Raw genomic sequence first — 21,149 nt, 5'->3', positions numbered from 1 at the left:
GGAGTTGGCATGGCGAATATGTTTGCCCTGATCCTCGTGATTGCCACGCTGGTCACGGGCATATTGTGGTGCCTGGATAAGTTTATCTTCGCGCCCAAACGCCGCGAACGTCAGGCGGCGGCGCAGGCTGCCGCAGGCGGGGAACTGGATACCAGAACGCTAAAAAAAGTCGGCCCGAAACCAGGCTGGCTGGAAACCGGCGCGTCTATTTTCCCGGTACTGGCGATAGTGCTGATTGTGCGTTCGTTCATTTATGAACCGTTTCAGATCCCGTCGGGCTCGATGATGCCGACGCTGCTGATCGGCGATTTTATCCTCGTTGAAAAATTCGCCTACGGCATTAAAGATCCGATTTATCAAAAAACGCTGATCGAAACCGGTCATCCGAAGCGTGGCGATATCGCGGTCTTTAAATACCCGGAAGATCCGCGTCTGGATTACATTAAGCGCGTGGTCGGTTTGCCGGGCGATAAAGTCAGCTACGATCCGGTTGCCAAGCAAGTCACTATCGAGCCGAATTGCAGTTCGGGTCAGGCATGCGGCAGCGCGTTGCCGGTGACCTATTCTAACGTTGAGCCGGGCGACTTCGTACAAACGTTCGCGCGCCGCAACGGCGGTGAAGCGAGCAGCGGTTTCTTCCAGGTGCCGAAAAATGAAACCCGCGAAGGCGGTATCCGTTTGACGGAGCGCAAAGAGACGCTGGGCGACGTAACGCACCGTATCCTGATGGTGCCTATCGCGCAGGATCAACTCGGTATTTATTTCCAGCAGCCGGGCCAGCAGTTAGGCAGTTGGATTGTGCCGCCGGGTCACTACTTCATGATGGGCGACAATCGCGACAACAGCGCCGATAGCCGCTACTGGGGCTTTGTGCCGGAAGCGAATCTGGTTGGTAAAGCCACAGCTATCTGGATGAGTTTTGAAAAGCAAGAAGGTGAATGGCCAACCGGTGTTCGACTGAACCGTATTGGCGGAATTCATTGATGAATTAAATGTATTCTGACTAACGACATCCCCTGTCGTTGTGTATAGAATATTCCCCCGAGTTTTCAGGTTGGCTCCCGCAAGGGAGCCACGGCACACGAAACAGCTTTGATCCCCTGTTCAGCCCTGTTCCGTGTGCTGCATAGTTGACGCATTCATTAATTGGTATCGCATGAATCCCATCGTAATTAATCGGCTACAGCGAAAGCTGGGCTACACTTTTCATCATCAGGAGTTGTTGCAGCAGGCATTAACCCATCGCAGTGCCAGCAGCAAGCATAATGAGCGTCTGGAGTTTCTGGGTGACTCCATTTTAAGTTACGTTATTGCGAATGCGCTTTATCACCGCTTCCCGCGCGTTGATGAAGGCGATATGAGCCGCATGCGCGCAACGCTCGTACGCGGTAATACGCTGGCGGAAATTGCCCGTGAGTTTGAGCTGGGCGAATGTCTGCGTCTGGGGCCAGGCGAGCTGAAAAGCGGCGGGTTTCGCCGTGAATCGATCCTTGCAGATACCGTAGAAGCGTTAATTGGCGGCGTGTTTCTCGACAGCGATATTCAAACCGTCGAGCGCCTTATCCTCTCCTGGTACCAAAAACGTCTGGACGAAATTAGCCCGGGCGATAAGCAAAAAGATCCGAAAACGCGCTTGCAGGAATATTTGCAGGGTCGCCATCTGCCGCTGCCTTCTTATCTGGTGGTGCAGGTGCGTGGTGAAGCCCACGATCAGGAATTTACTATCCACTGCCAGGTCAGTGGCCTGAGTGAACCGGTGGTTGGCACAGGTTCCAGCCGCCGCAAGGCGGAGCAGGCCGCCGCCGAACAGGCGCTGAAAAAACTGGAGCTGGAATGAGCGAAGAACAAACCTATTGCGGATTTATCGCCATCGTTGGTCGTCCTAACGTGGGTAAATCCACTTTGCTTAACAAACTGCTTGGGCAGAAAATCTCTATTACCTCCCGCAAAGCGCAGACGACCCGTCACCGCATTGTCGGCATCCATACCGAAGGCGCGTATCAGGCTATTTATGTCGACACGCCGGGCCTGCATATGGAAGAGAAACGGGCAATTAACCGCCTGATGAACCGCGCGGCAAGCAGCTCTATCGGCGATGTTGAGCTGATCATTTTTGTGGTCGAAGGCACGCGCTGGACGCCAGATGACGAAATGGTGCTGAACAAGCTGCGCGACGGCAAAGCGCCGGTGATTCTCGCCGTTAATAAAGTGGATAACGTGCAGGAAAAAGCGGATCTCCTGCCGCATCTGCAATTTCTGGCAAGCCAGATGAATTTCCTGGATATCGTGCCCATTTCTGCGGAAACGGGTACCAATGTGGACACGATAGCCAGTATCGTGCGCAAGCATTTGCCCCAGGCGATTCATCACTTCCCGGAAGATTACATCACCGACCGCTCGCAGCGCTTTATGGCCTCTGAAATCATCCGCGAAAAGCTGATGCGTTTCCTTGGCGCCGAGCTGCCTTATTCGGTGACGGTTGAAATCGAGCGTTTTCAGAGCAACGAGCGCGGCGGCTACGACATCAACGGTCTTATCCTGGTTGAGCGCGAAGGACAGAAGAAGATGGTGATTGGCAATAAAGGCGCCAAGATCAAAACCATCGGTATTGAAGCGCGTAAGGATATGCAGGAGATGTTCGAAGCGCCGGTTCACCTGGAACTGTGGGTGAAGGTGAAATCAGGTTGGGCCGACGACGAGCGCGCCCTGCGCAGTCTCGGTTACGTCGACGACCTTTAAGGTCCGCTAAATGGAAGGCTGGCAACGCGCCTTTGTGCTGCACGCGCGCCCGTGGAGCGAAACCAGCCTTATGCTTGACCTTTTTAGCGAAGAGTCAGGCCGGGTGCGCGTCGTGGCTAAAGGCGCGCGCCGCAAGCGCTCTAACCTTAAAGGCGCGTTACAACCTTTCACCCCTTTACTGGTGCGCTGGAGCGGACGAGGAGAGGTGAAAAACCTCACCAGCGCGGAAGCGGTCTCGCTCGCGCTGCCGCTTTCGGGCATCACGCTTTACAGCGGTCTCTACGTTAACGAACTGGTCTCCCGCGTACTGGAGCCGGAAACGCGCTTTTCCGAACTCTTCTTCGATTACCTTCACTGCATCCAGTCCCTGGCTGGCGCTACCGGCTCGCCGGAACCCGCGCTTCGCCGCTTCGAACTGGCGCTGCTGGGCCACCTGGGATACGGCATTGATTACCTGCACTGCGCGGGAACGGGCGAAGAGGTAACGGATGAGATGACCTACCGTTACCGCGAAGAGAAAGGCTTTATCGCAAGCGTTGTCATTGACCATAACACGTTTACGGGGCGACAGCTTAAGGCGCTGGCCAGCCGCGAGTTTCCGGATACAGACACCCTGCGCGCCGCTAAACGCTTTACCCGCATGGCGCTTAAACCCTACCTTGGCGGCAAACCGCTGAAAAGCCGTGAGCTGTTTCGCCAGTTTATGCCGAAAAAACGACCGGTTACGCCGCCGCCAGATAAGCCTTAAGCCCGCAGCCGTAGCCAGCTTTTCGCTGTCGGGTGTACACTGCCCTGCACAATTTGTCGTTTTACGAGGATAGTCATGGCTGAACTGTTGTTAGGCGTCAATATCGATCACATTGCCACGCTGCGTAATGCCCGCGGCACGGCGTACCCGGACCCGGTTCAGGCGGCGTTTATCGCCGAGCAGGCGGGGGCGGACGGCATTACCGTTCACCTGCGTGAAGACCGTCGCCATATTACCGACCGCGACGTACGCCTCCTGCGCCAGACCCTCCATACCCGTATGAACCTTGAGATGGCCGTCACCGAAGAGATGATCGCTATCGCCTGCGATACCAAACCGCATTTTTGCTGCCTGGTGCCGGAGAAGCGTCAGGAAGTGACCACTGAAGGCGGTCTGGATGTAGCAGGGCAGCTCGACAAAATGCGTGACGCCTGCAAACGTCTTGCTGACGCCGGGATCCTGGTCTCGCTTTTTATCGATGCCGATAACGCGCAGATTGACGCCGCCGTCGCTGTCGGGGCGCCTTACATTGAGATCCACACCGGTTGCTATGCAGACGCGCAAGACGACGCCACCCGCGCGAAAGAGCTGGAACGTATCGCCAGCGCCGCCGCCTATGCGGCAGGCAAGGGGCTGAAAGTCAATGCTGGTCACGGCCTGACCTATCACAATGTCCAGGCTATTGCCGCGCTGCCAGAGATGCATGAGCTGAACATTGGCCACGCTATTATTGGCCGCGCAGTGATGAGCGGGCTGAAAGAGGCGGTCGCGGAAATGAAGCGCCTGATGCTGGAAGCGCGTCGCTGATGGCTATTCTTGGCCTCGGTACCGACATCGTGGAGATTGAGCGCATTGAAGCGGTGATCTCCCGTTCCGGCGATCGGCTGGCGAAGCGGGTGCTCAGCGCCAATGAATGGGCGCAATACCAGGCGCACCAGCAACCGGTGCGCTTTCTCGCCAAACGCTTCGCGGTGAAAGAGGCGGCGGCGAAAGCCTTTGGCACCGGCATTCGCAACGGGCTCGCTTTTAACCAGTTTGAGGTTTTCAACGACGAGCTGGGCAAACCGAGGCTGAGACTGTGGGATGAAGCCGGGCGGCTCGCGGAAAAAATGGGCGTGACGTCAGTACACGTAACGCTTGCCGACGAGCGCCACTACGCCTGCGCGACGGTGATTATCGAAAGCTAGATTTTATCGGCGTGATGCAGCAGGACGAATTTGTCCCACAGCTGCTCGTTGTTTTCGATGTGTGCCGGATCTTTAACGATGGTATTAGGGATCGGGCACACTTTCTGGCAGGTCGGCGTATCGTAATGGCCTACGCATTCCGTACAGCGGTCAGTGTTAATTTCATAAATCGCATCCCCCATCGAAATCGCCTCGTTCGGGCATTCCGGCTCGCACATGTCGCAATTAATGCATTTTTTGGTGATAAATAGCGCCATTGGGAAATTCTCAGAAACAACACAAACAGGGCGGGCATTATACGCTCATTCCCTGTTCAGACCAGTTTTTTCACCAGCGCCTCGCTGTGGCGAATACGGTCCGGCGCTTTTTCCAGATCTTGCTGCACCAGCGCCATAAAAAGTAAGTCGGCGAGCATTGTCTGCGCCGAGGTGGATGAAATGGCGGCGCTGCGGGTCGCCTGTTCTTCAGCAATGGTATAAAGGCAGTGCGTCGCGCGCTGCTGTAATGCGTTCGGGCTGAAGCCTGTGATCGCCAGCACCTTCGCGCCCACGCGCAGCGCTTCATCGGCGGCCAGGTTTATCTCGCGTCGCGCGCCGGAATAAGAGACAGCAACAAATAAATCGCCTTCTTCCAGCGCCTGCACGCTGGCCAGCAGCGCATGCATATCCTGCTCGGCGGCGGCGTTCAGGCCTATCTTCATTAGCTTCCAGGAAAAGTTCTTTGCCACCAGCCCGGATGCGCCAATACCGGTCAACAGCACGCGTCTGGCATTGCGCAGCAGCGTAACGCTCTCAAGCAGCTTCTCTTCCGGGTTGATATCAAGCGAGGCATGCATGGCCGCCACGTTATCTTTAATGAGCTTTTCACCCACGACCCGCAGCGGATCGTCGCCAAGAATTTCATTATGCACCGGTATGGAATGCGGGTTAGGGCTGGTCGCCAGCGCTTCGCTGATGGCGAGCTTCATCGCCGGAAAACCTTTGTAACCCAGCTTTTGCGCGAATTTGACCACGCTGGACTGGCTGACGCCCGCCTCGGCCGCCAGCTGCTGTGAGCTTAAATGCCGGGCATGGTCTGGCTGCGCCAGCAAATAGTCCGCCAGCCTGCGGTCGCTCTGCGCAAGCTCAGGATAGCGCTGACGGATATAAATGAGACAGTTCATCAGGTCACTCCGAAGACGAATGTGATCCGCTCTAAAGCGGCGGGGAATTTTACTCGCCTGTTTGAATTTTATATTCCATTATAAGGCAATTATTATGAATTAAATATTCAGAGGTGCAATATGAATCTCGGCTCGCTGGTTTCTGAAAGCCGTAACCCCCAAACCATGGATCTCGACGCGCTCTCCACGCTTGAGATGGTCGAGCGCTTTAACGAGCAGGATGCGCTGGTGGCGCAGGCGGTAAAAGCCACGCTGCCGGCAGTCGCGCAGGCGGTGGAAGCCGCAGCGGGCGCGTTAAAAGCGGGCGGGCGCATCATCTACATGGGCGCTGGCACCAGCGGACGGCTTGGCGTGCTGGATGCCTCAGAATGTCCTCCAACTTTTGGCGTGCCGCATGGCCTGGTGGTAGGGCTGATTGCCGGTGGGCCTGGCGCGCTGTTAAAAGCAGTGGAAGGAGCGGAAGACAACCCGCAGCTTGGCGCAAACGACCTGAAATCGCTTCAACTGACCGCGCAGGATCTGGTCGTGGGGCTGGCCGCTTCCGGGCGTACGCCTTATGTCATCGGCGGCCTGCAATACGCGCGCGCCGTGGGGTGTAAAACCGTCGCGGTCTCCTGCAACCCCGATTCGCCCATTGCCCGCGAGGCGGATATCGCTATTTCGCCGGTTGTCGGGCCAGAGGCGCTTACCGGCTCCACGCGGCTTAAGTCCGGCACGGCGCAAAAGCTGGTGCTTAACATGATTTCCACCGGCGCGATGGTGAAATTCGGCAAGGTTTATCAAAACCTGATGGTGGATATGAAAGCGACCAACGTGAAGCTGGTGGACCGCGCCTGCCGGATGGTGATGGAGGCGACAGGCGTAGCGCGCGAGGAGGCGCAGGCGGTGCTGGAACAGACCGGCTATGAGGTCAAGCCCGCCATTCTGATGGTGTTGACGGGTCTGGATGCGCAAGCGGCTCAGCAACGGCTGGCGGCGCACGGCGGTTTTCTGCGGGCCGCTTTACAACAATAAGAGGAATGAGCGATGGATAAAACGGCGACGCTTGCCAGCGACATTCTGCTGGGCGCAGGTGGGCAGGGAAATATCCTGCGGCTGGAAAACTGCATGACGCGCGTGCGCATGGAGGTGCGCGACGATGAAAAGCTGGATATTGCCCGCCTGAAGGCGCTGCCCGGCGTCAGCGGCTACGTCAGGCAGGGCGAGCAGCACCAGCTGGTTGTCGGCCCCGGGCGCGCCGCGCAGGTGGTGGACGCCATGCGTTCGCAAATGTCGTCGGCAGACACCTCAGGCGCAGCGTTTGACGACGTCGAAAAGACCAAAGCGCAGGCAAAAGCGCGCTATAAGGCGCCAATGAGCGACGCGCTGCGCAAGCTTGCCAACGTTTTTATCCCGCTTATTCCCGCTTTTATCGCCTCCGGTCTGATTACCGGCATCATTAATATTCTTAAGCGTCCGGATATCGTCGGCGACGTTGCCACGCATTACCCCAATGTGCTGGGCCTGCTGGCGATTTTCGGCAGCGCCGTTTTTGCCATTATGAATATTTTGGTGGGGGTCAACACGGCGAAGGTTTTTGGCGGCTCGGTAGCGATGGGCGGCGTAATGGCCGGCATTCTCTCAAGCCCGCAACTTTCACAAATTACCCTCTTTGGCGAGGCGCTTCAGCCAGGACGCGGCGGAGTTATCGCCGTGCTGCTGGTCGTGGCGCTCATGTGCTGGATTGAAAAACGGCTGCGCGCGTGGCTGCCAGGCTCGCTGGAGCTAATCCTTAACCCTCTTATCACAACGCTTGTGACCGGCACGCTCGCTATCGTGGCGTTGCAACCGCTGGGAGGCTGGATAGCAGAAGCTATCGCTCACGGCGCCTCGCTCGCCATTGACCATGGCGGACTGCTGGTGGGCGCTGTGCTGGCGGGTACCTTTCTGCCGCTTGTGCTCACCGGGCTACACCAGGGGCTGGTGCCGATTCACGTCGAGCTGGTGCAGGCGCATGGCTATAACGCGCTGTTTCCTATTCTCGCCATGGCGGGAGTGGGGCAGATTGGCGCGGCTATCGCCATCCTGTTAAAAACCCGCAACGCGCGCCTGAAGAAGGTGATTAAGGGCGCGCTGCCGGTGGGCTTGCTCGGCATTGGCGAGCCGCTGATTTTCGGCGTGACGCTGCCGCTCGGCAAGCCGTTTGTCGCCGCCTGTCTCGGCGGCGCGGTGGGCGGCGCGCTTATCAGCTACTTTAAAGTAGCGACCGTGATAACCTTCGGCATTTCCGGCCTGCCGCTGGCATTAACTATCGTGACCGGAAAAGTCATGCTCTATCTGTTAGGCTATCTTGTAGCGGTAATCGCGGGTTTTCTGTTTACCTGGTTGATGGGCTTTGACGATCCAGAGGAGTAAAGTTTGACCACTAACGAGCGTCGGGTAGTTTTTTTCGATCTGGACGGTACGCTGCATCAGCAGGATATGTTCGGTACCTTTCTTCGCTACCTGCTGCGTCGCCAGCCGCTTAATCTGCTGTTGGTGATCCCCCTTCTGCCCGTTATCGGCCTGGCGCTGCTGATAAAAGGCCGCGCCGCGCGTTGGCCGATGAGCCTGCTGCTTTGGGGCTGTACCTTTGGTCATAGCGAGGCGCGCCTGAGGCAGCTCGAAAAAGAGTTTGCCGCCTGGTTTCGCGGGCACGTTACCGCCTTTCCGGTTGTACATGAGCGCCTCACCGGATACCTCTCCAGCACCGACGCCGACGTCTGGCTTATCACCGGCTCGCCGCAAACGCTGGTGCAACTGGTCTATTTCGATACGCCCTGGCTGCCACGCGTTAACGTCATCGCCAGCCAGATGAACCGCGGCTACGGCGGCTGGGTGCTGACCCTGCGCTGCCTGGGCCATGAGAAAGTGGCCCAACTGGAGCAGCAAATCGGCACGCCGCTGCGCCTTTACAGCGGCTACAGCGACAGCAAACAGGACAACCCGCTGCTTTACTTTTGCCAGCACCGCTGGCGTGTCACTCCGCAAGGACAGCTTCAGCAGCTGGAATAAGGCGCGTTTCGCAACCCGGAAACGGTGTGTATAATGCCGCCCGCCTTATATCCCCGGAGAACCCTGTGTCAGACAGCGAATTAACTCATGAATACTGGATGCGCCACGCCCTGACGCTTGCAAAACGCGCATGGGAGGAGGGCGAAGTGCCGGTAGGCGCTGTGCTGGTACACAATAATCAGGCGATAGGCGAAGGGTGGAACCGCCCTATTGGCCGACACGATCCGACGGCTCACGCCGAGATTATGGCCCTGCGCCAGGGCGGCCTGGTGCTGCAAAACTATCGCCTGCTGGATACCACGCTCTATGTCACGCTGGAGCCTTGCGTCATGTGCGCAGGGGCGATGGTGCATGGGCGCATAGGCACGCTGGTGTTTGGCGCACGCGACGCCAAAACCGGCGCGGTAGGGTCGCTAATGGATGTCACAGGCCATCCGGGCATGAATCATCAGGTGCAGATTATTGAAGGGGTGCTTGCGCCAGAATGTTCCGCTCTGCTGAGTGATTTTTTCCGCCAGCGTCGACGCGAAAAAAAGGCGTTAAAGGAAGCTGCCCGTAAGGCGGAGTAAAGGCGGATAGCGGCGTAGCGGCAAGAGAGGCGGGCGTCATCGCCTGCTCAGGCTGCGCTTTATCCTTCGATTTCGCTTCCGCCTGCGCTTTCGCCGCCAGTTTCTCTTTTTCCTGTAAATAACCCATCAGGCTTATCTGGTACTTGCGAATATTTTCCACATAAGCGTAAGCCTCATGACCGCGCGCGTAGCCGTAAGTCGTTTTGCTGTACCAGGGTTTCTGGCTAAGCAAAGGCAGCCGCTGCTTTACATCAGCCCAGCTATCCGGGTTGCCTTTCAGCTTCGCCGTGAGTGCCCGGGCGTCCAGCATATGGGCGTAACCGATGTTATAGGCGGTAAGCGCAAACCAGATCCGCTCTTCTTCCGGCACGCTCTGCGGCACTTTCGCCATCATCTCCTGCAAATAGCGCGCGCCGCCGCTGATGCTTTGTTCCGCATCCAGACGGTCAGTCAGGCCCAGGCTCTGCGCCGTGGTGCGGGTAAGCATCATTAACCCGCGCACGCCGGTTGGCGAGGTCGCCTGGGTATCCCAGTGCGATTCCTGCCAGGAGACCGCCGCCAGCAAACGCCAGTCAATCTCGCCGGCGTATTTTTCAAACAGCGGCTGCAACTCCGGCAAAACGTTATCCACGGCCCGCAGGAAAGTGCGGGTATCGACATAGTCGAACCCTTCGCCATGGCCCAGATATTTCTCTTCAAGACGCGCCAGCGTGCCGTCTTCATTAATACGATTAAAGAAATCGAGCAGGGCGGCGGAAAGGGTGTTATCACTGCTGCGCTGGCTAAACCAGGTTACGGGTTGCTCGTCGGTGACATCAAGGGCGACGGCAAGCTGCGGATGCACGCGCTGAAACAGGCTAATGGCGACCGAGTCGGCGATCGTGTAATTGAGCTTGCCTTCAACTACCTGCTGCAAAAGCTCGCCGCTGTTGCGTTTTTCGTCCACCTTCCAGCTTAACTCCGGGTATTTGCTGGCTTTCAGATTGAGCAGGTCGTCTGCCGCTACGTGACCGGGCGCGAGAGTCAACTGCGCTTCGCTAAGGCTTGCAAGGCTGCGCGGACGCGGCTGGCCGATGCGATAAACTAATTGCTGAGAAACCGAGTAATAAGCAGGACCCGCCTGATAGTTCTGGCTGCGCTGGCTGTTTGAGACCAGCCCGGCGGCGAGGAGATCGGCACGCTGGCTGTCGAGATCGTCAAAAAGCTGGTTAATGTTCTGGCGCACGGTTATCTCAAGCCTGACGCCAAGATAGTCGGCGAACGCGCTGGCCAGTTCGTAATCCAGCCCCCAGGTTTTATCGTCCTGACGGTTATACGTCAGCGGAGTGACCATTGTGCTTACGCGCAGTACGCCCCGCGACTGTATCGCCGCGATGCGGTTATCGGTTTTACCGAACCAGGGGATGGATGGCCATAACGCCACTGCCAGCAGCAAAGTGACGATGCCGATGAGCAGATAATTAATCTTTAATTTTTTCAATTAGTTAATTCTCTGCGCAGCCTCAGGTCTCAGCTAAAAGTCGTTATTAAACCGCTTATCAGGGGTGAACACTGAGCGGCATTTTGCGTAACAAAGCGAAGCATAGCAACTAATTAGAGCGATACGGCCTGGCAATCAATGGGAAAAAAGCCTGATTTTATTTCTACGCAAACGGTTTCGTCACGGCCGGGTATTCTCTATAATGACGCCCGTTTTCCCCCTTGCGCCCACTGAAGTGCCCTCTGGCGCTTCGAAGACGAGAGACTTGATGATGGAAATTCTGCGTGGTTCGCCCGCTCTGTCGGCATTTCGTATTAACAAACTGCTGGCCCGTTTCAAAGATGCACACCTTCCGGTAAGCGACATTTACGCCGAGTATGTCCATTTTGCTGACCTCGACGCGCCGCTCAGCGCCGATGAGCGCGCTCGCCTTGCACAGTTGCTGCAATATGGCCCGAGCCTCAGCAGCCACGCCCCGACAGGCCGCCTTATTCTGGTGACGCCTCGTCCGGGCACCATCTCGCCCTGGTCTTCCAAAGCGACCGATATCGCGCATAACTGCGCGCTGGCGCAGGTCAGGCGCCTGGAGCGCGGCGTGGCCTGGTATGTGGACGCGCCCACTCTGACCGCGGCGCAGTGGCAACGAGTTGCCGATGAACTGCATGACCGCATGATGGAAACCGTTTTTGACTCGCTGGAAGCGGCGCAGGCGCTCTTCTCGCATCATGAACCCGCGCCGGTGCAGAGCGTCGATCTGATGGGGCAGGGGCGCGACGCGCTGGTGGAGGCCAACCTGCGCCTCGGCCTCGCGCTGGCGGAAGATGAAATTGATTACCTGTTCGATGCTTTCACGAAACTTGAACGCAACCCGAACGATATCGAGCTTTACATGTTCGCTCAGGCAAACTCTGAGCACTGCCGTCATAAAATCTTTAATGCCGACTGGGTTATCGATGGCGAACAGCAACCGAAATCGCTGTTCAAAATGATCAAAAACACCTTTGAGAAAACGCCGGAATTTGTGCTTTCCGCCTATAAAGACAACGCGGCGGTAATGGAAGGCTCTGCGGTAGGGCGTTTCTTTGCCGACCACGAGAAAGGGCGTTATGACTACCATCAGGAAAAAGCGCATATCCTGATGAAAGTGGAAACCCATAACCACCCGACCGCCATCTCCCCATGGCCGGGCGCCGCCACCGGTTCCGGCGGTGAAATTCGCGACGAAGGCGCCACCGGGCGCGGGGCGAAGCCGAAAGCGGGTCTGGTGGGGTTCTCGGTTTCTAACCTGCGCATTCCGGGCTTCGAGCAGCCGTGGGAAGAAGACTTCGGCAAGCCGGATCGTATTGTTACCGCGCTCGACATCATGACCGAAGGGCCGCTCGGCGGCGCGGCATTCAACAACGAGTTTGGCCGTCCGGCGCTTAACGGTTATTTCCGTACCTATGAAGAGAAAGTAAACAGCCACAACGGCGAAGAGCTGCGCGGCTATCACAAACCGATCATGCTGGCGGGCGGTATTGGCAACATTCGCGGCGAGCATGTGAAAAAAGGCGAAATTCCGCCTGGCGCGAAGCTGATTGTGCTCGGCGGCCCGGCGATGAACATCGGCCTTGGCGGCGGCGCGGCTTCATCGATGGCGTCCGGCCAGTCGGACGCGGATCTGGATTTCGCCTCCGTGCAGCGCGACAACCCGGAAATGGAACGCCGTTGCCAGGAGGTTATCGACCGCTGCTGGCAGCTTGGAGACGCCAATCCCATTCTCTTTATCCATGATGTCGGCGCGGGCGGGCTTTCCAACGCCATGCCTGAGCTGGTGAGCGATGGCGGTCGCGGCGGCCGTTTCGAGCTGCGCGACATTTTAAACGACGAACCGGGCATGAGCCCGCTGGAAGTCTGGTGTAACGAATCCCAGGAACGTTATGTGCTGGCGGTAGCGCCGGAACAGCTTGCGCTGTTTGATGAGCTTTGCCGCCGCGAACGCGCGCCTTACGCAGTAATTGGCGAAGCGACCGAAGAGCAGCACCTGACGCTGAGCGACAGCCACTTCGACAATCAGCCTATCGACATGCCGCTTGATGTGCTGCTTGGCAAGACGCCGAAGATGACCCGCGACGTTGAGCGTATGCAGGCGAAAGGCCAGACGCTGGATCGCGCTGATATCACGCTTGAAGAGGCGGTGAAGCGCGTGCTGCACCTGCCGACCGTGGCGGAAAAAACCTTTCTGGTCACCATCGGCGACCGTACCGTGACCGGCATGGTGGCGCGCGACCAGATGGTCGGCCCGTGGCAGGTGCCGGTAGCGAACTGCGCGGTTACCACTGCGAGCCTCGACAGCTACTACGGCGAAGCCATGGCGATGGGCGAACGCGCGCCGGTAGCGCTGCTCGATTTCGCCGCTTCCGCCCGGCTGGCAGTCGGCGAAGCGCTGACCAATATCGCCGCCACGCAAATCGGCGACATCAAACGCGTGAAACTTTCTGCTAACTGGATGGCGGCGGCGGGCCACCCTGGCGAAGACGCCGGGTTGTATGAAGCGGTGAAAGCGGTGGGCGAAGAACTCTGCCCGCAGCTTGGCCTGACCATTCCGGTGGGCAAAGACTCGATGTCGATGAAAACCCGCTGGCAGCAGGGCAACGAACAGCGCGAAATGACGTCGCCGCTCTCGCTGGTCATTACTGCGTTTGCTCGCGTGGAGGATGTGCGCCGCACGGTTACGCCGCAACTTTGCACGACCGATAACGCGCTGCTGCTTATCGATCTGGGCAAAGGCGAAAACGCGCTCGGCGCCACGGCGCTTGCGCAGGTATATCGCCAGCTTGGCGACAAACCTGCCGATGTGCGCGACGTGGCGCAGCTTAAAGGTTTCTATGACGCTATCCAGGCGCTGGTGGCGCAGCGTCGCCTGCTGGCTTACCACGACCGCTCCGACGGCGGCCTGCTGGTGACGCTTGCGGAAATGGCCTTTGCCGGTCACTGCGGCGTTGAAGCGGACATCGCCTCCCTTGGCGAAGATCGTCTGGCGGCGCTCTTTAACGAAGAGCTGGGCGCGGTGATCCAGGTCGCGGCGGACGATCGCGAGCAGGTCGAGCGCGTGCTTAACGATCATGGCCTTGGCGGTTGCGTGCATTATCTGGGCAAAGCGGTGGCAGGCGATCGCTTCACGCTGACCGCAGGCAACAGCACGGTCTTCAGCGAAAGCCGCACCACGCTGCGCCTGTGGTGGGCGGAAACCACCTGGCAGATGCAGCGTCTGCGCGACAACCCGGCCTGCGCCGATCAGGAGCATGAAGCGAAAGCCAAAGACAGCGATCCGGGCCTTAACGTGAAGCTGACGTTTGATATCGCCGCCGACGTCGCCGCGCCGTTTATCGCAACCGGCGCGCGTCCGAAAGTCGCGGTGCTGCGCGAGCAGGGCGTTAACTCGCATGTCGAAATGGCGGCGGCATTTCATCGCGCCGGTTTTGACGCCATTGACGTTCATATGAGCGACCTGCTGGCGGGCCGCCGCGGTCTGGACGACTTCCAGGCGCTGGTCGCTTGCGGCGGTTTCTCTTATGGCGACGTGCTGGGCGCGGGCGAAGGCTGGGCGAAGTCGATTCTCTTCAACGAGCGCGTGCGCGACGAATTCGCCACCTTCTTCCACCGCCCGCAAACGCTGGCGCTGGGGGTCTGCAACGGCTGTCAGATGATGTCTAATCTGCGCGAGCTGATCCCGGGCAGCGAGCTGTGGCCGCGTTTCGTGCGCAATGCTTCAGACCGCTTTGAGGCGCGCTTTAGCCTGGTGGAAGTGACTGCCAGCCCATCGCTGTTGCTGGACGGCATGGTGGGTTCGCATATGCCGATCGCGGTTTCTCATGGCGAAGGGCGTGTGGAAGTACGTGACGAAACGCACCTTGCCCAGCTGGAAAGCAAAGGCCTGGTGGCGCTGCGCTATATCGACAACTTTGGCGCTGTAACCGAAAACTACCCGGCCAACCCGAACGGCTCGCCGAACGGCATCACGGCGGTGACCAGCGAAAGCGGTCGCGTAACGATTATGATGCCGCACCCGGAGCGCGTTTTCCGCACCGTGGCGAACTCCTGGCACCCGACCAACTGGGGCGAAGACAGCCCGTGGATGCGTATTTTCCGCAATGCGCGTAAGCAGCTTGGCTAACCTTGCCTCGCAGGAAAAGGGTCTCGGCAGAGGCCCTTTTTTTGCAGGCGCCTGAAGAGTATTCAGGTGTCGGTAATCAGCAACAAACGGCACAATGGAGTGTCGCCAAAAGGAGACATTTAAGTTATTGAAATATAATATCTAATTTTTAAAGGCTTCTTGATGTCTCCTTATGGCGACAATGCTTGAAAAAATGTTACTGAATTGAGATCTGCCTCTTAAAATAAAACTTATTTATATACAATGATTTAATATTGTTATCGCTTAGTTGGCACAATGCATGCATAATTTAACTCAGTGGCTCATTCACCTTCTTATGTCAGCCCCTTTGGTTTTCTCAAAGCGAGCGCTACATAAACTTCGAATGACGCACTTACAGGTGCCTGCCGTCCAACTTCTGATCATAGCGCTGCTATTTCAGGCCCAGGGCGAAACGTTGAGTAAGGCACCGCCTCATTCCAGAGCAAAGGCAGGGTTAAAACCCTGCCTTTGTTGTTTCTGTGGCGCTTTCATGCGTCGCCTGTCTCGGCTAGCATCAGTGCATTATTCTCGATGGAGAAATGCTGTTGAAACGCTGGCCCGTTTTTCCCCGCTCGCTGCGCCAACTGGTCATCATGGCCTTTGTGCTGGTGCTGGTGCCGCTGTTGATCCTTGCCTGGCAAGCCTGGCAAAGCCTTAACGCATTAAGCGCTCAGGCGGCGTTAGTTAACCGCTCAACCCTCATCGACGCCCGTCGTAGCGAAGCGATGACCAACGCCGCGCTGGAGATGGAGCGCAGCTATCGCCAGTACTGCGTACTGGACGACGCTACGCTTGCGCGGGTTTATCAGGACCAGCGTCGTCGCTATGTCCAGATGCTTGACGTGCAGGCCGCCGCCATTCCCGCCGCTACGCTTTATCAGACGCTGCGCGAAAGCCTTAGCGGGTTGACGCAGTTACACTGCATCAACAGCGGGCCGGACGAGCAAGCCGCCGCGCGTCTGAAAGCGTTCGCCGAAGCCAATACCGCCATGGTGCAAACCACCCGCAGCACGATTTTTTTACGCGGCCAACAGTTGCAGCAGGTTATTGCGGAACGCGGACAATTTTTCGGCTGGCTGGCGCTGAGTCTGTTTCTGGTAAGCCTGGCGCTGGTGGTGCTTTTCACCCGCATGATTATCGGCCCGGTAAAAAGCATTGAACGCATGATCAACCGCCTGGGAGAGGGACGCACGCCAGGCAGCGCCGGGTTATTTAAAGGCCCGCGCGAGCTGCGTTCTGTAGGGCAGCGAATTGTCTGGCTAAGCGAGCGTCTCGCCTGGCTCGAATCCCAGCGGCATCAGTTTTTACGCCATATTTCCCATGAACTGAAAACCCCGCTTGCCAGCATGCGCGAAGGCACTGAGCTGCTGGCCGACCAGGTAGTGGGGCCGCTGACGACAGAGCAAAAAGAGGTTGTCGCTATTCTTGATACCAGCAGCCGCAACCTGCAAACCCTCATTGAGCAACTGCTTGACTACAACCGCAAGCTGGCGACTGGAGCCGTAGAGCTTGAAAAAGTGGAGCTGGCGCCGCTTATTGAGATGGTTATCTCTGCTCACAGTTTGCCGGCGCGGGCTAAAATGATGCATACCGGGGTGAATCTTGAAGCGGGAGAATGTCTGGCGGAGCCGACGTTGCTGCTGAGCGTGCTTGATAATCTCTACTCCAACGCGGTGCACTATGGTAATGAATCCGGTAACATTTATTTGCGCAGCCGTCAGGTTGGGCAAAAAATACGTATAGAAGTCGCGAACAGCGGTACGCCAATCCCGCAGGCGGAGCGGGAGCTGATTTTCGAACCTTTTTATCAGGGAAGCCATCAACGAAAAGGGGCGGTAAAAGGCAGTGGCCTGGGCCTGAGTATTGCCCGGGATGGTATTCGCCGGATGCACGGCGAAATTCGTCTGGTAGACGATAACAACGCGGATGTTTGCTTCCGTATTGAATTGCCTGTCTTTGACCCGGAAAGCTTAAAACAATGACATTATTTTCGGTTAGCTCATGGCGTAGCCTGCGGCCACGTCCTTTACAACGCGGTTTTTTCCGCGCTCTGGCTGCTTTTGCGCTCGCGCCGCTTTTTCTGGCTGGGTGCGCGCAGGGGCCAGTTCACAGCACTGTGAGTCAGAATCAACAACCCGCGCTGCCGGAACAGCAATTGGCCGACTTCTTCGCAACCGACTGCGCCGATATCTGGCGGCTCAGCGGTCCGCATATTGAGGCTAATCCGCTCTACTGGCTGCGTGGCATAGAGTGCGCCGGGCGGCTTGGTCCGGCGGAAGCCCGCGCTGAAGCCCGCGCCTGGCCGGGCGATAACTGGCAGGAAACGTTCAAGCGCGGCATCCTGCTGGCGAACGCTAAAATCACGCCGGTTGAACGGCGGGACTTTTTTACGCGTCTTGAGGAAATGGCGCCGCAGATCCCTGCGCATGTCCGGCCGCTTTATCAGGTCTGGCGCGACGGACAGGCGGCCCAGCTCCAGCTTGCGAGCGAGCGTAGCCGGTACAGTAAACTTCAGCAATCGACCGATCTTGAGCTTGATACGCTGCGTGAACAGCAGCAGCGCCTGCACACGCAGCTTAATCTGACTACCCGCAAGCTGGAGAACCTGACGGATATCGAACGCCAGCTCTCCACGCGCAAAAGCGCAGGCGGCTACTTGCAGGACCCGGAACACCCCGCCGATAGCGTAAAATCTCAGGAAGGAAGCGCCGTCAATAAAGAAAGCGCACCCGCAAAGGAGGAGGCGAAACCATGACCGCACATAAATCGGCTCGTTTATTGCTGGTGGACGACGACCCGGCGCTGCTTAAGCTGCTTGGGCTGCGTCTTGCCAGCGAAGGGTTTGCCGTCTCAACCGCCGAGAGCGGGCAGGAGGGGCTACGCCTGCTGGCGCGCGAAAAAATCGATCTGGTCATAAGCGACCTGCGGATGGACGAGATGGACGGCATGCAGCTTTTCGCCGAAATCCAGAAGCTCCAGCCAGGCATGCCGGTCATTATTCTCACCGCCCACGGTTCTATTCCCGATGCGGTGGCCGCCACCCAGCGCGGCGTTTTCAGCTTTCTCACCAAGCCGGTAGATAAAGACGCGCTCTATAAAGCGATAGACGACGCGCTCGCCCATACGGTGATTGCCACAGACGCCCCCTGGAGCGATACCATCGTAACCCGCAGCCCGGCCATGCTGCGTCTGCTGGAGCAGGCGCGGATGGTGGCGCAGTCAGATGTCAGCGTGCTTATCAACGGACAAAGCGGCACCGGCAAAGAGGTGCTGGCGCAGGCGATTCACAGTGCCAGCAGCCGGGGCAAAAACGCTTTTATCGCCATTAACTGCGGCGCGTTGCCCGAGCAACTGCTGGAGTCTGAACTGTTTGGCCATGCCCGGGGCGCTTTCACCGGCGCGGTCAGCAGCCGGGAAGGGCTTTTTCAGGCGGCGGAAGGCGGCACGCTGTTTCTTGATGAGATTGGCGATATGCCGATCCCTTTGCAGGTAAAACTTCTGCGCGTCTTGCAGGAGCGCAAAGTGCGGCCGCTCGGCAGTAACCGGGATATTGATATCGACGTGCGCATCATTTCGGCGACCCATCGGGATTTGCCCAAAGCGATGGCGCGCGGCGAGTTTCGTGAAGATCTCTTTTACCGTCTGAACGTCGTGACGCTGAAAATTCCCACGTTGCAGGAGCGCGCTGAAGATATTCCGCTGCTGGCGAACCATCTGCTGCGCCAGGCGGCGGACCGGCATAAACCCTTCGTGCGCAGCTTTTCCACCGATGCCATGAAACGCCTGATGGCGGCAGGCTGGCCCGGCAACGTGCGCCAGCTGGTTAACGTCATTGAGCAGTGCGTGGCGCTTACCTCGGCCCCGGTCATCAGCGAAGCGCTGGTGGAGCAGGCGCTGGAAGGCGAAAACACGGTACTGCCCACCTTTGTGGAGGCGAGAAACCAGTTTGAGCTTAATTATCTGCGCAAGCTGCTGCAAATTACGCGCGGCAACGTTACCCACGCGGCAAGGATGGCGGGGCGCAACCGCACTGAGTTCTATAAACTGCTCTCCCGCCACGAACTCGACGCCAATGATTTCAAAGAGTAGTTTTCACGCGCCAAAAGAGGCAAAGGTGTGGTAATTTGAGCCACCGATGACGCAGTTGAGCCGCGCCGGACAGGCGTGAAAGAGTTAAGGATCCACCATGAAAAAGATTGATGCGATTATTAAACCCTTCAAACTGGATGATGTGCGCGAAGCGCTGGCGGAAGTAGGCATTACCGGGATGACGGTGACTGAAGTAAAAGGATTTGGTCGCCAGAAGGGCCATACCGAGCTCTATCGTGGAGCCGAATATATGGTGGATTTCCTGCCGAAAGTGAAAATTGAAATTGTGGTCACTGACGATATCGTTGATACCTGCGTGGATACCATTATCCGTACCGCCCAGACCGGCAAGATTGGCGACGGCAAAATTTTCGTTTTCGACGTGGCGCGCGTTGTGCGTATCCGCACCGGCGAAGAAGACGACGCGGCGATTTAACCGCGTAAGTAAAGTAAAAAAAAGCAGGTCGCGATGACCTGCTTTTTTTATACCTGCGGGAGGGCGTTTTTAATGCCTTACAGCACTTTATGCGGGCCGAAGCACTCGTAATGAATATTCTCTTTGCTCACGCCCAGGCTCACCAGCTGTTCGGCGGCGAACTGCATAAATTTCACCGGTCCGCAGAGGTAAAACTGCATGCCGGGCGCGGAAATATGCGCTTCACGATCGCGAAGCGTCATTAGCCCCTCGCTATTGTAACGCCCGGCGCTGCGATCGGCGTCGGTCGGCACCCGATACCAGATGTGGCTTGTAAACGCCGGAAGCTGCGCGCCAAGTCTCGCCACTTCATCCGTAAAAGCATGTACATCGCCGCTTTCCGCCGCGTGAAACCAGTTAACCTGCGCCGGGTGCTTCGCCTGTGAGAGGGTGTCCAGCATCGCCAGCATCGGCGTCTGGCCGACGCCTGCGGAAATCAGCGTGACTGGCGTAGCAGGCTCAACCTGCATAAAGAAATCGCCCGCCGGCGCGGCAAGCTGTACGACATCGCCCGGCTGCGCATGCTGATGCAACCAATTAGAAACCAGGCCTTCCCCTTCGCGTTTCACCGCAATGCGATACGTTTTGCCGTTTGGCTTGCGGGTGAGTGAATACTGGCGAATTTCCTGATGCGCGAAACCGTCGGGCTTGATCCAGACAGCGGTGTACTGGCCTGGCAGGTAATCCGCCACCGGGCCGCCATCTGTCGGCTCCAGTTCAAAGCTTGTCACAACCGCGCTTTGCGGCGTTTTGCTGGCGATACGAAACGCGCGGGTGCCTTCCCAGCCGCCTGTTTTCGCCGCGTTGTCTTCATAAATTTGCGCTTCGCGCTGGATAAAGACCTGCGCTAACACGCCATAAGCTTTGCCCCAGGCATCCAGCACTTCCTGACCCGGGCTGAACATCTCATCAAGCGTCGCGAGCAGATGGCTGCCCACAATATTGTACTGTTCGGGTTTGATCTGAAAGCTGGTGTGCTTCTGCGCGATTTTTTCGACCGCTGGCAGCAGCGCGGCCAGGTTTTCAATGTTAGCCGCATAGGCGCAGATGGCGTTAAACAGCGCTTCACGCTGGTCGCCATTGCGCTGATTGCTCATGTTGAAAATCTCTTTCAGTTCCGGGTTATGGGTAAACATCCGGTCATAAAAGTGGGCGGTGAGTTTCGGGCCGGTGGCGGCGAGAAGGGGAATGGTGGATTTCACAACGGCGATGGTTTGCGCATCAAGCATGGCGGCTTCCTTAACAAAGTAATAGCGGTTTTCTATAAGTTGTATTTTAAATGCATCTTATAAAAAGTCTCCTTGCCCTGTAAAGGGTTTTTCACTGTGCCGCTGAAACGGCGCATAAAGATGAGAAATCTGCATCACAAAGCTGAAAAGAAATCGTGATTCACTGGCTTGACGAGCGGCGCGCAAAGCCTTGCGCCATGCCAAGCCAAACGTTTGCGTAAAAATCTTTGTCAATACCGGTCAGGCGGTTTACACTGTTGC

General features: G+C 57.5%; 19 protein-coding genes. 15 read left to right on the top strand and 4 right to left on the bottom strand.

What is annotated here, in order from left to right; translation table 11 throughout:
* Positions 1-9: 9 nt before the first annotated feature.
* From lepB to acpS, 6 genes are all read left to right on the top strand, one after another.
* Positions 10-984: a signal peptidase I gene (gene lepB, locus DW56_RS14570; RefSeq protein ID WP_024553710.1), complete on the top strand. Its 975-nt coding sequence runs from the start codon at positions 10-12 to the stop codon at positions 982-984.
* A 172-nt stretch (positions 985-1,156) separates the two neighbouring features.
* Positions 1,157-1,837 (top strand): ribonuclease III, encoded by a 681-nt coding sequence (rnc, locus tag DW56_RS14565; RefSeq protein WP_024553711.1) that lies wholly within the window; start codon positions 1,157-1,159, stop codon positions 1,835-1,837.
* Complete coding sequence (gene era / locus DW56_RS14560; protein ID WP_024553712.1) at positions 1,834-2,739, top strand: GTPase Era; 906 nt, start codon at positions 1,834-1,836, stop codon at positions 2,737-2,739. Before rnc ends, era begins: the two co-directional genes overlap by 4 nt.
* Before the next feature lie 10 nt (positions 2,740-2,749).
* Positions 2,750-3,487 carry a DNA repair protein RecO gene (recO, locus tag DW56_RS14555; protein ID WP_024553713.1) on the top strand — a complete coding sequence of 246 codons (738 nt, stop codon included), beginning with the start codon at positions 2,750-2,752 and terminating at the stop codon, positions 3,485-3,487.
* Positions 3,488-3,562: 75 nt separating this feature from the next.
* The gene (pdxJ, locus tag DW56_RS14550; protein ID WP_024553714.1) at positions 3,563-4,294 is read left to right on the top strand and encodes a pyridoxine 5'-phosphate synthase; all 732 of its coding nucleotides are present in this window, start codon (positions 3,563-3,565) and stop codon (positions 4,292-4,294) included.
* On the top strand, positions 4,294-4,674 hold the full coding sequence (acpS, locus tag DW56_RS14545) for a holo-ACP synthase (protein WP_024553715.1): 381 nt from the start codon (positions 4,294-4,296) through the stop codon (positions 4,672-4,674). The genes pdxJ and acpS overlap by 1 nt, the downstream gene beginning before the upstream one ends.
* Here the strand turns inward: acpS and DW56_RS14540 are convergent.
* Together DW56_RS14540 and DW56_RS14535 are read right to left on the bottom strand one after the other, a co-directional pair.
* Complete coding sequence (locus DW56_RS14540; RefSeq protein WP_024553716.1) at positions 4,671-4,931, bottom strand: YfhL family 4Fe-4S dicluster ferredoxin; 261 nt, start codon at positions 4,929-4,931, stop codon at positions 4,671-4,673. The two genes, acpS and DW56_RS14540, sit on opposite strands and share 4 nt — an antisense overlap.
* A gap of 56 nt (positions 4,932-4,987) precedes the next feature.
* Complete coding sequence (locus DW56_RS14535; protein WP_024553717.1) at positions 4,988-5,836, bottom strand: MurR/RpiR family transcriptional regulator; 849 nt, start codon at positions 5,834-5,836, stop codon at positions 4,988-4,990.
* A gap of 120 nt (positions 5,837-5,956) precedes the next feature.
* On the opposite strand from DW56_RS14535, the gene murQ reads away from it, so the two are divergent.
* From murQ to tadA, 4 genes are all read left to right on the top strand, one after another.
* Positions 5,957-6,850: an N-acetylmuramic acid 6-phosphate etherase gene (gene murQ, locus DW56_RS14530; RefSeq protein ID WP_024553718.1), complete on the top strand. Its 894-nt coding sequence runs from the start codon at positions 5,957-5,959 to the stop codon at positions 6,848-6,850.
* A 12-nt stretch (positions 6,851-6,862) separates the two neighbouring features.
* On the top strand, positions 6,863-8,230 hold the full coding sequence (locus DW56_RS14525; RefSeq protein ID WP_024553719.1) for a PTS transporter subunit EIIC: 1,368 nt from the start codon (positions 6,863-6,865) through the stop codon (positions 8,228-8,230).
* A 3-nt stretch (positions 8,231-8,233) separates the two neighbouring features.
* Positions 8,234-8,869, top strand: a complete 636-nt coding sequence (yfhb, locus tag DW56_RS14520; protein ID WP_024553720.1) for a phosphatidylglycerophosphatase C — start codon at positions 8,234-8,236, stop codon at positions 8,867-8,869.
* Between the two features lie 65 nt (positions 8,870-8,934).
* Complete coding sequence (tadA, locus tag DW56_RS21760; protein WP_024562295.1) at positions 8,935-9,438, top strand: tRNA adenosine(34) deaminase TadA; 504 nt, start codon at positions 8,935-8,937, stop codon at positions 9,436-9,438.
* On the opposite strand, the gene mltF is transcribed toward tadA, so the two are convergent.
* A complete protein-coding gene (gene mltF / locus DW56_RS14510; protein WP_024554902.1) occupies positions 9,329-10,918 on the bottom strand; it encodes a membrane-bound lytic murein transglycosylase MltF in 1,590 nt (529 codons plus the stop codon). The genes tadA and mltF overlap by 110 nt on opposite strands.
* A 268-nt stretch (positions 10,919-11,186) precedes the next feature.
* Here mltF and purL point away from each other — a divergent pair, with 268 nt between their 5' ends.
* From purL to glnB, 5 genes are all read left to right on the top strand, one after another.
* The gene (purL, locus tag DW56_RS14505) at positions 11,187-15,074 is read left to right on the top strand and encodes a phosphoribosylformylglycinamidine synthase (RefSeq protein ID WP_024554903.1); all 3,888 of its coding nucleotides are present in this window, start codon (positions 11,187-11,189) and stop codon (positions 15,072-15,074) included.
* Positions 15,075-15,640: 566 nt separating this feature from the next.
* Positions 15,641-17,077: a sensor histidine kinase gene (locus DW56_RS14500; protein ID WP_024562240.1), complete on the top strand. Its 1,437-nt coding sequence runs from the start codon at positions 15,641-15,643 to the stop codon at positions 17,075-17,077.
* Entirely contained in the window at positions 17,074-17,850 is a 777-nt protein-coding gene (gene qseG, locus DW56_RS14495; RefSeq protein ID WP_024554905.1) for a two-component system QseEF-associated lipoprotein QseG, read from the top strand. Before DW56_RS14500 ends, qseG begins: the two co-directional genes overlap by 4 nt.
* On the top strand, positions 17,847-19,184 hold the full coding sequence (glrR, locus tag DW56_RS14490; RefSeq protein WP_024554906.1) for a two-component system response regulator GlrR: 1,338 nt from the start codon (positions 17,847-17,849) through the stop codon (positions 19,182-19,184). The genes qseG and glrR overlap by 4 nt, the downstream gene beginning before the upstream one ends.
* Before the next feature lie 97 nt (positions 19,185-19,281).
* Complete coding sequence (glnB, locus tag DW56_RS14485) at positions 19,282-19,620, top strand: nitrogen regulatory protein P-II (RefSeq protein WP_002438074.1); 339 nt, start codon at positions 19,282-19,284, stop codon at positions 19,618-19,620.
* A gap of 77 nt (positions 19,621-19,697) precedes the next feature.
* Here the strand turns inward: glnB and hmpA are convergent, their stop codons facing one another.
* Positions 19,698-20,888 (bottom strand): NO-inducible flavohemoprotein, encoded by a 1,191-nt coding sequence (hmpA, locus tag DW56_RS14480; RefSeq protein WP_024554907.1) that lies wholly within the window; start codon positions 20,886-20,888, stop codon positions 19,698-19,700.
* Positions 20,889-21,149 lie beyond the last annotated feature (261 nt).

Source organism: Franconibacter helveticus LMG 23732, assembly GCF_000463115.2.
Lineage (GTDB): Bacteria > Pseudomonadota > Gammaproteobacteria > Enterobacterales > Enterobacteriaceae > Franconibacter > Franconibacter helveticus.
This window is presented reverse-complemented; position numbering and strand designations above follow the sequence as displayed.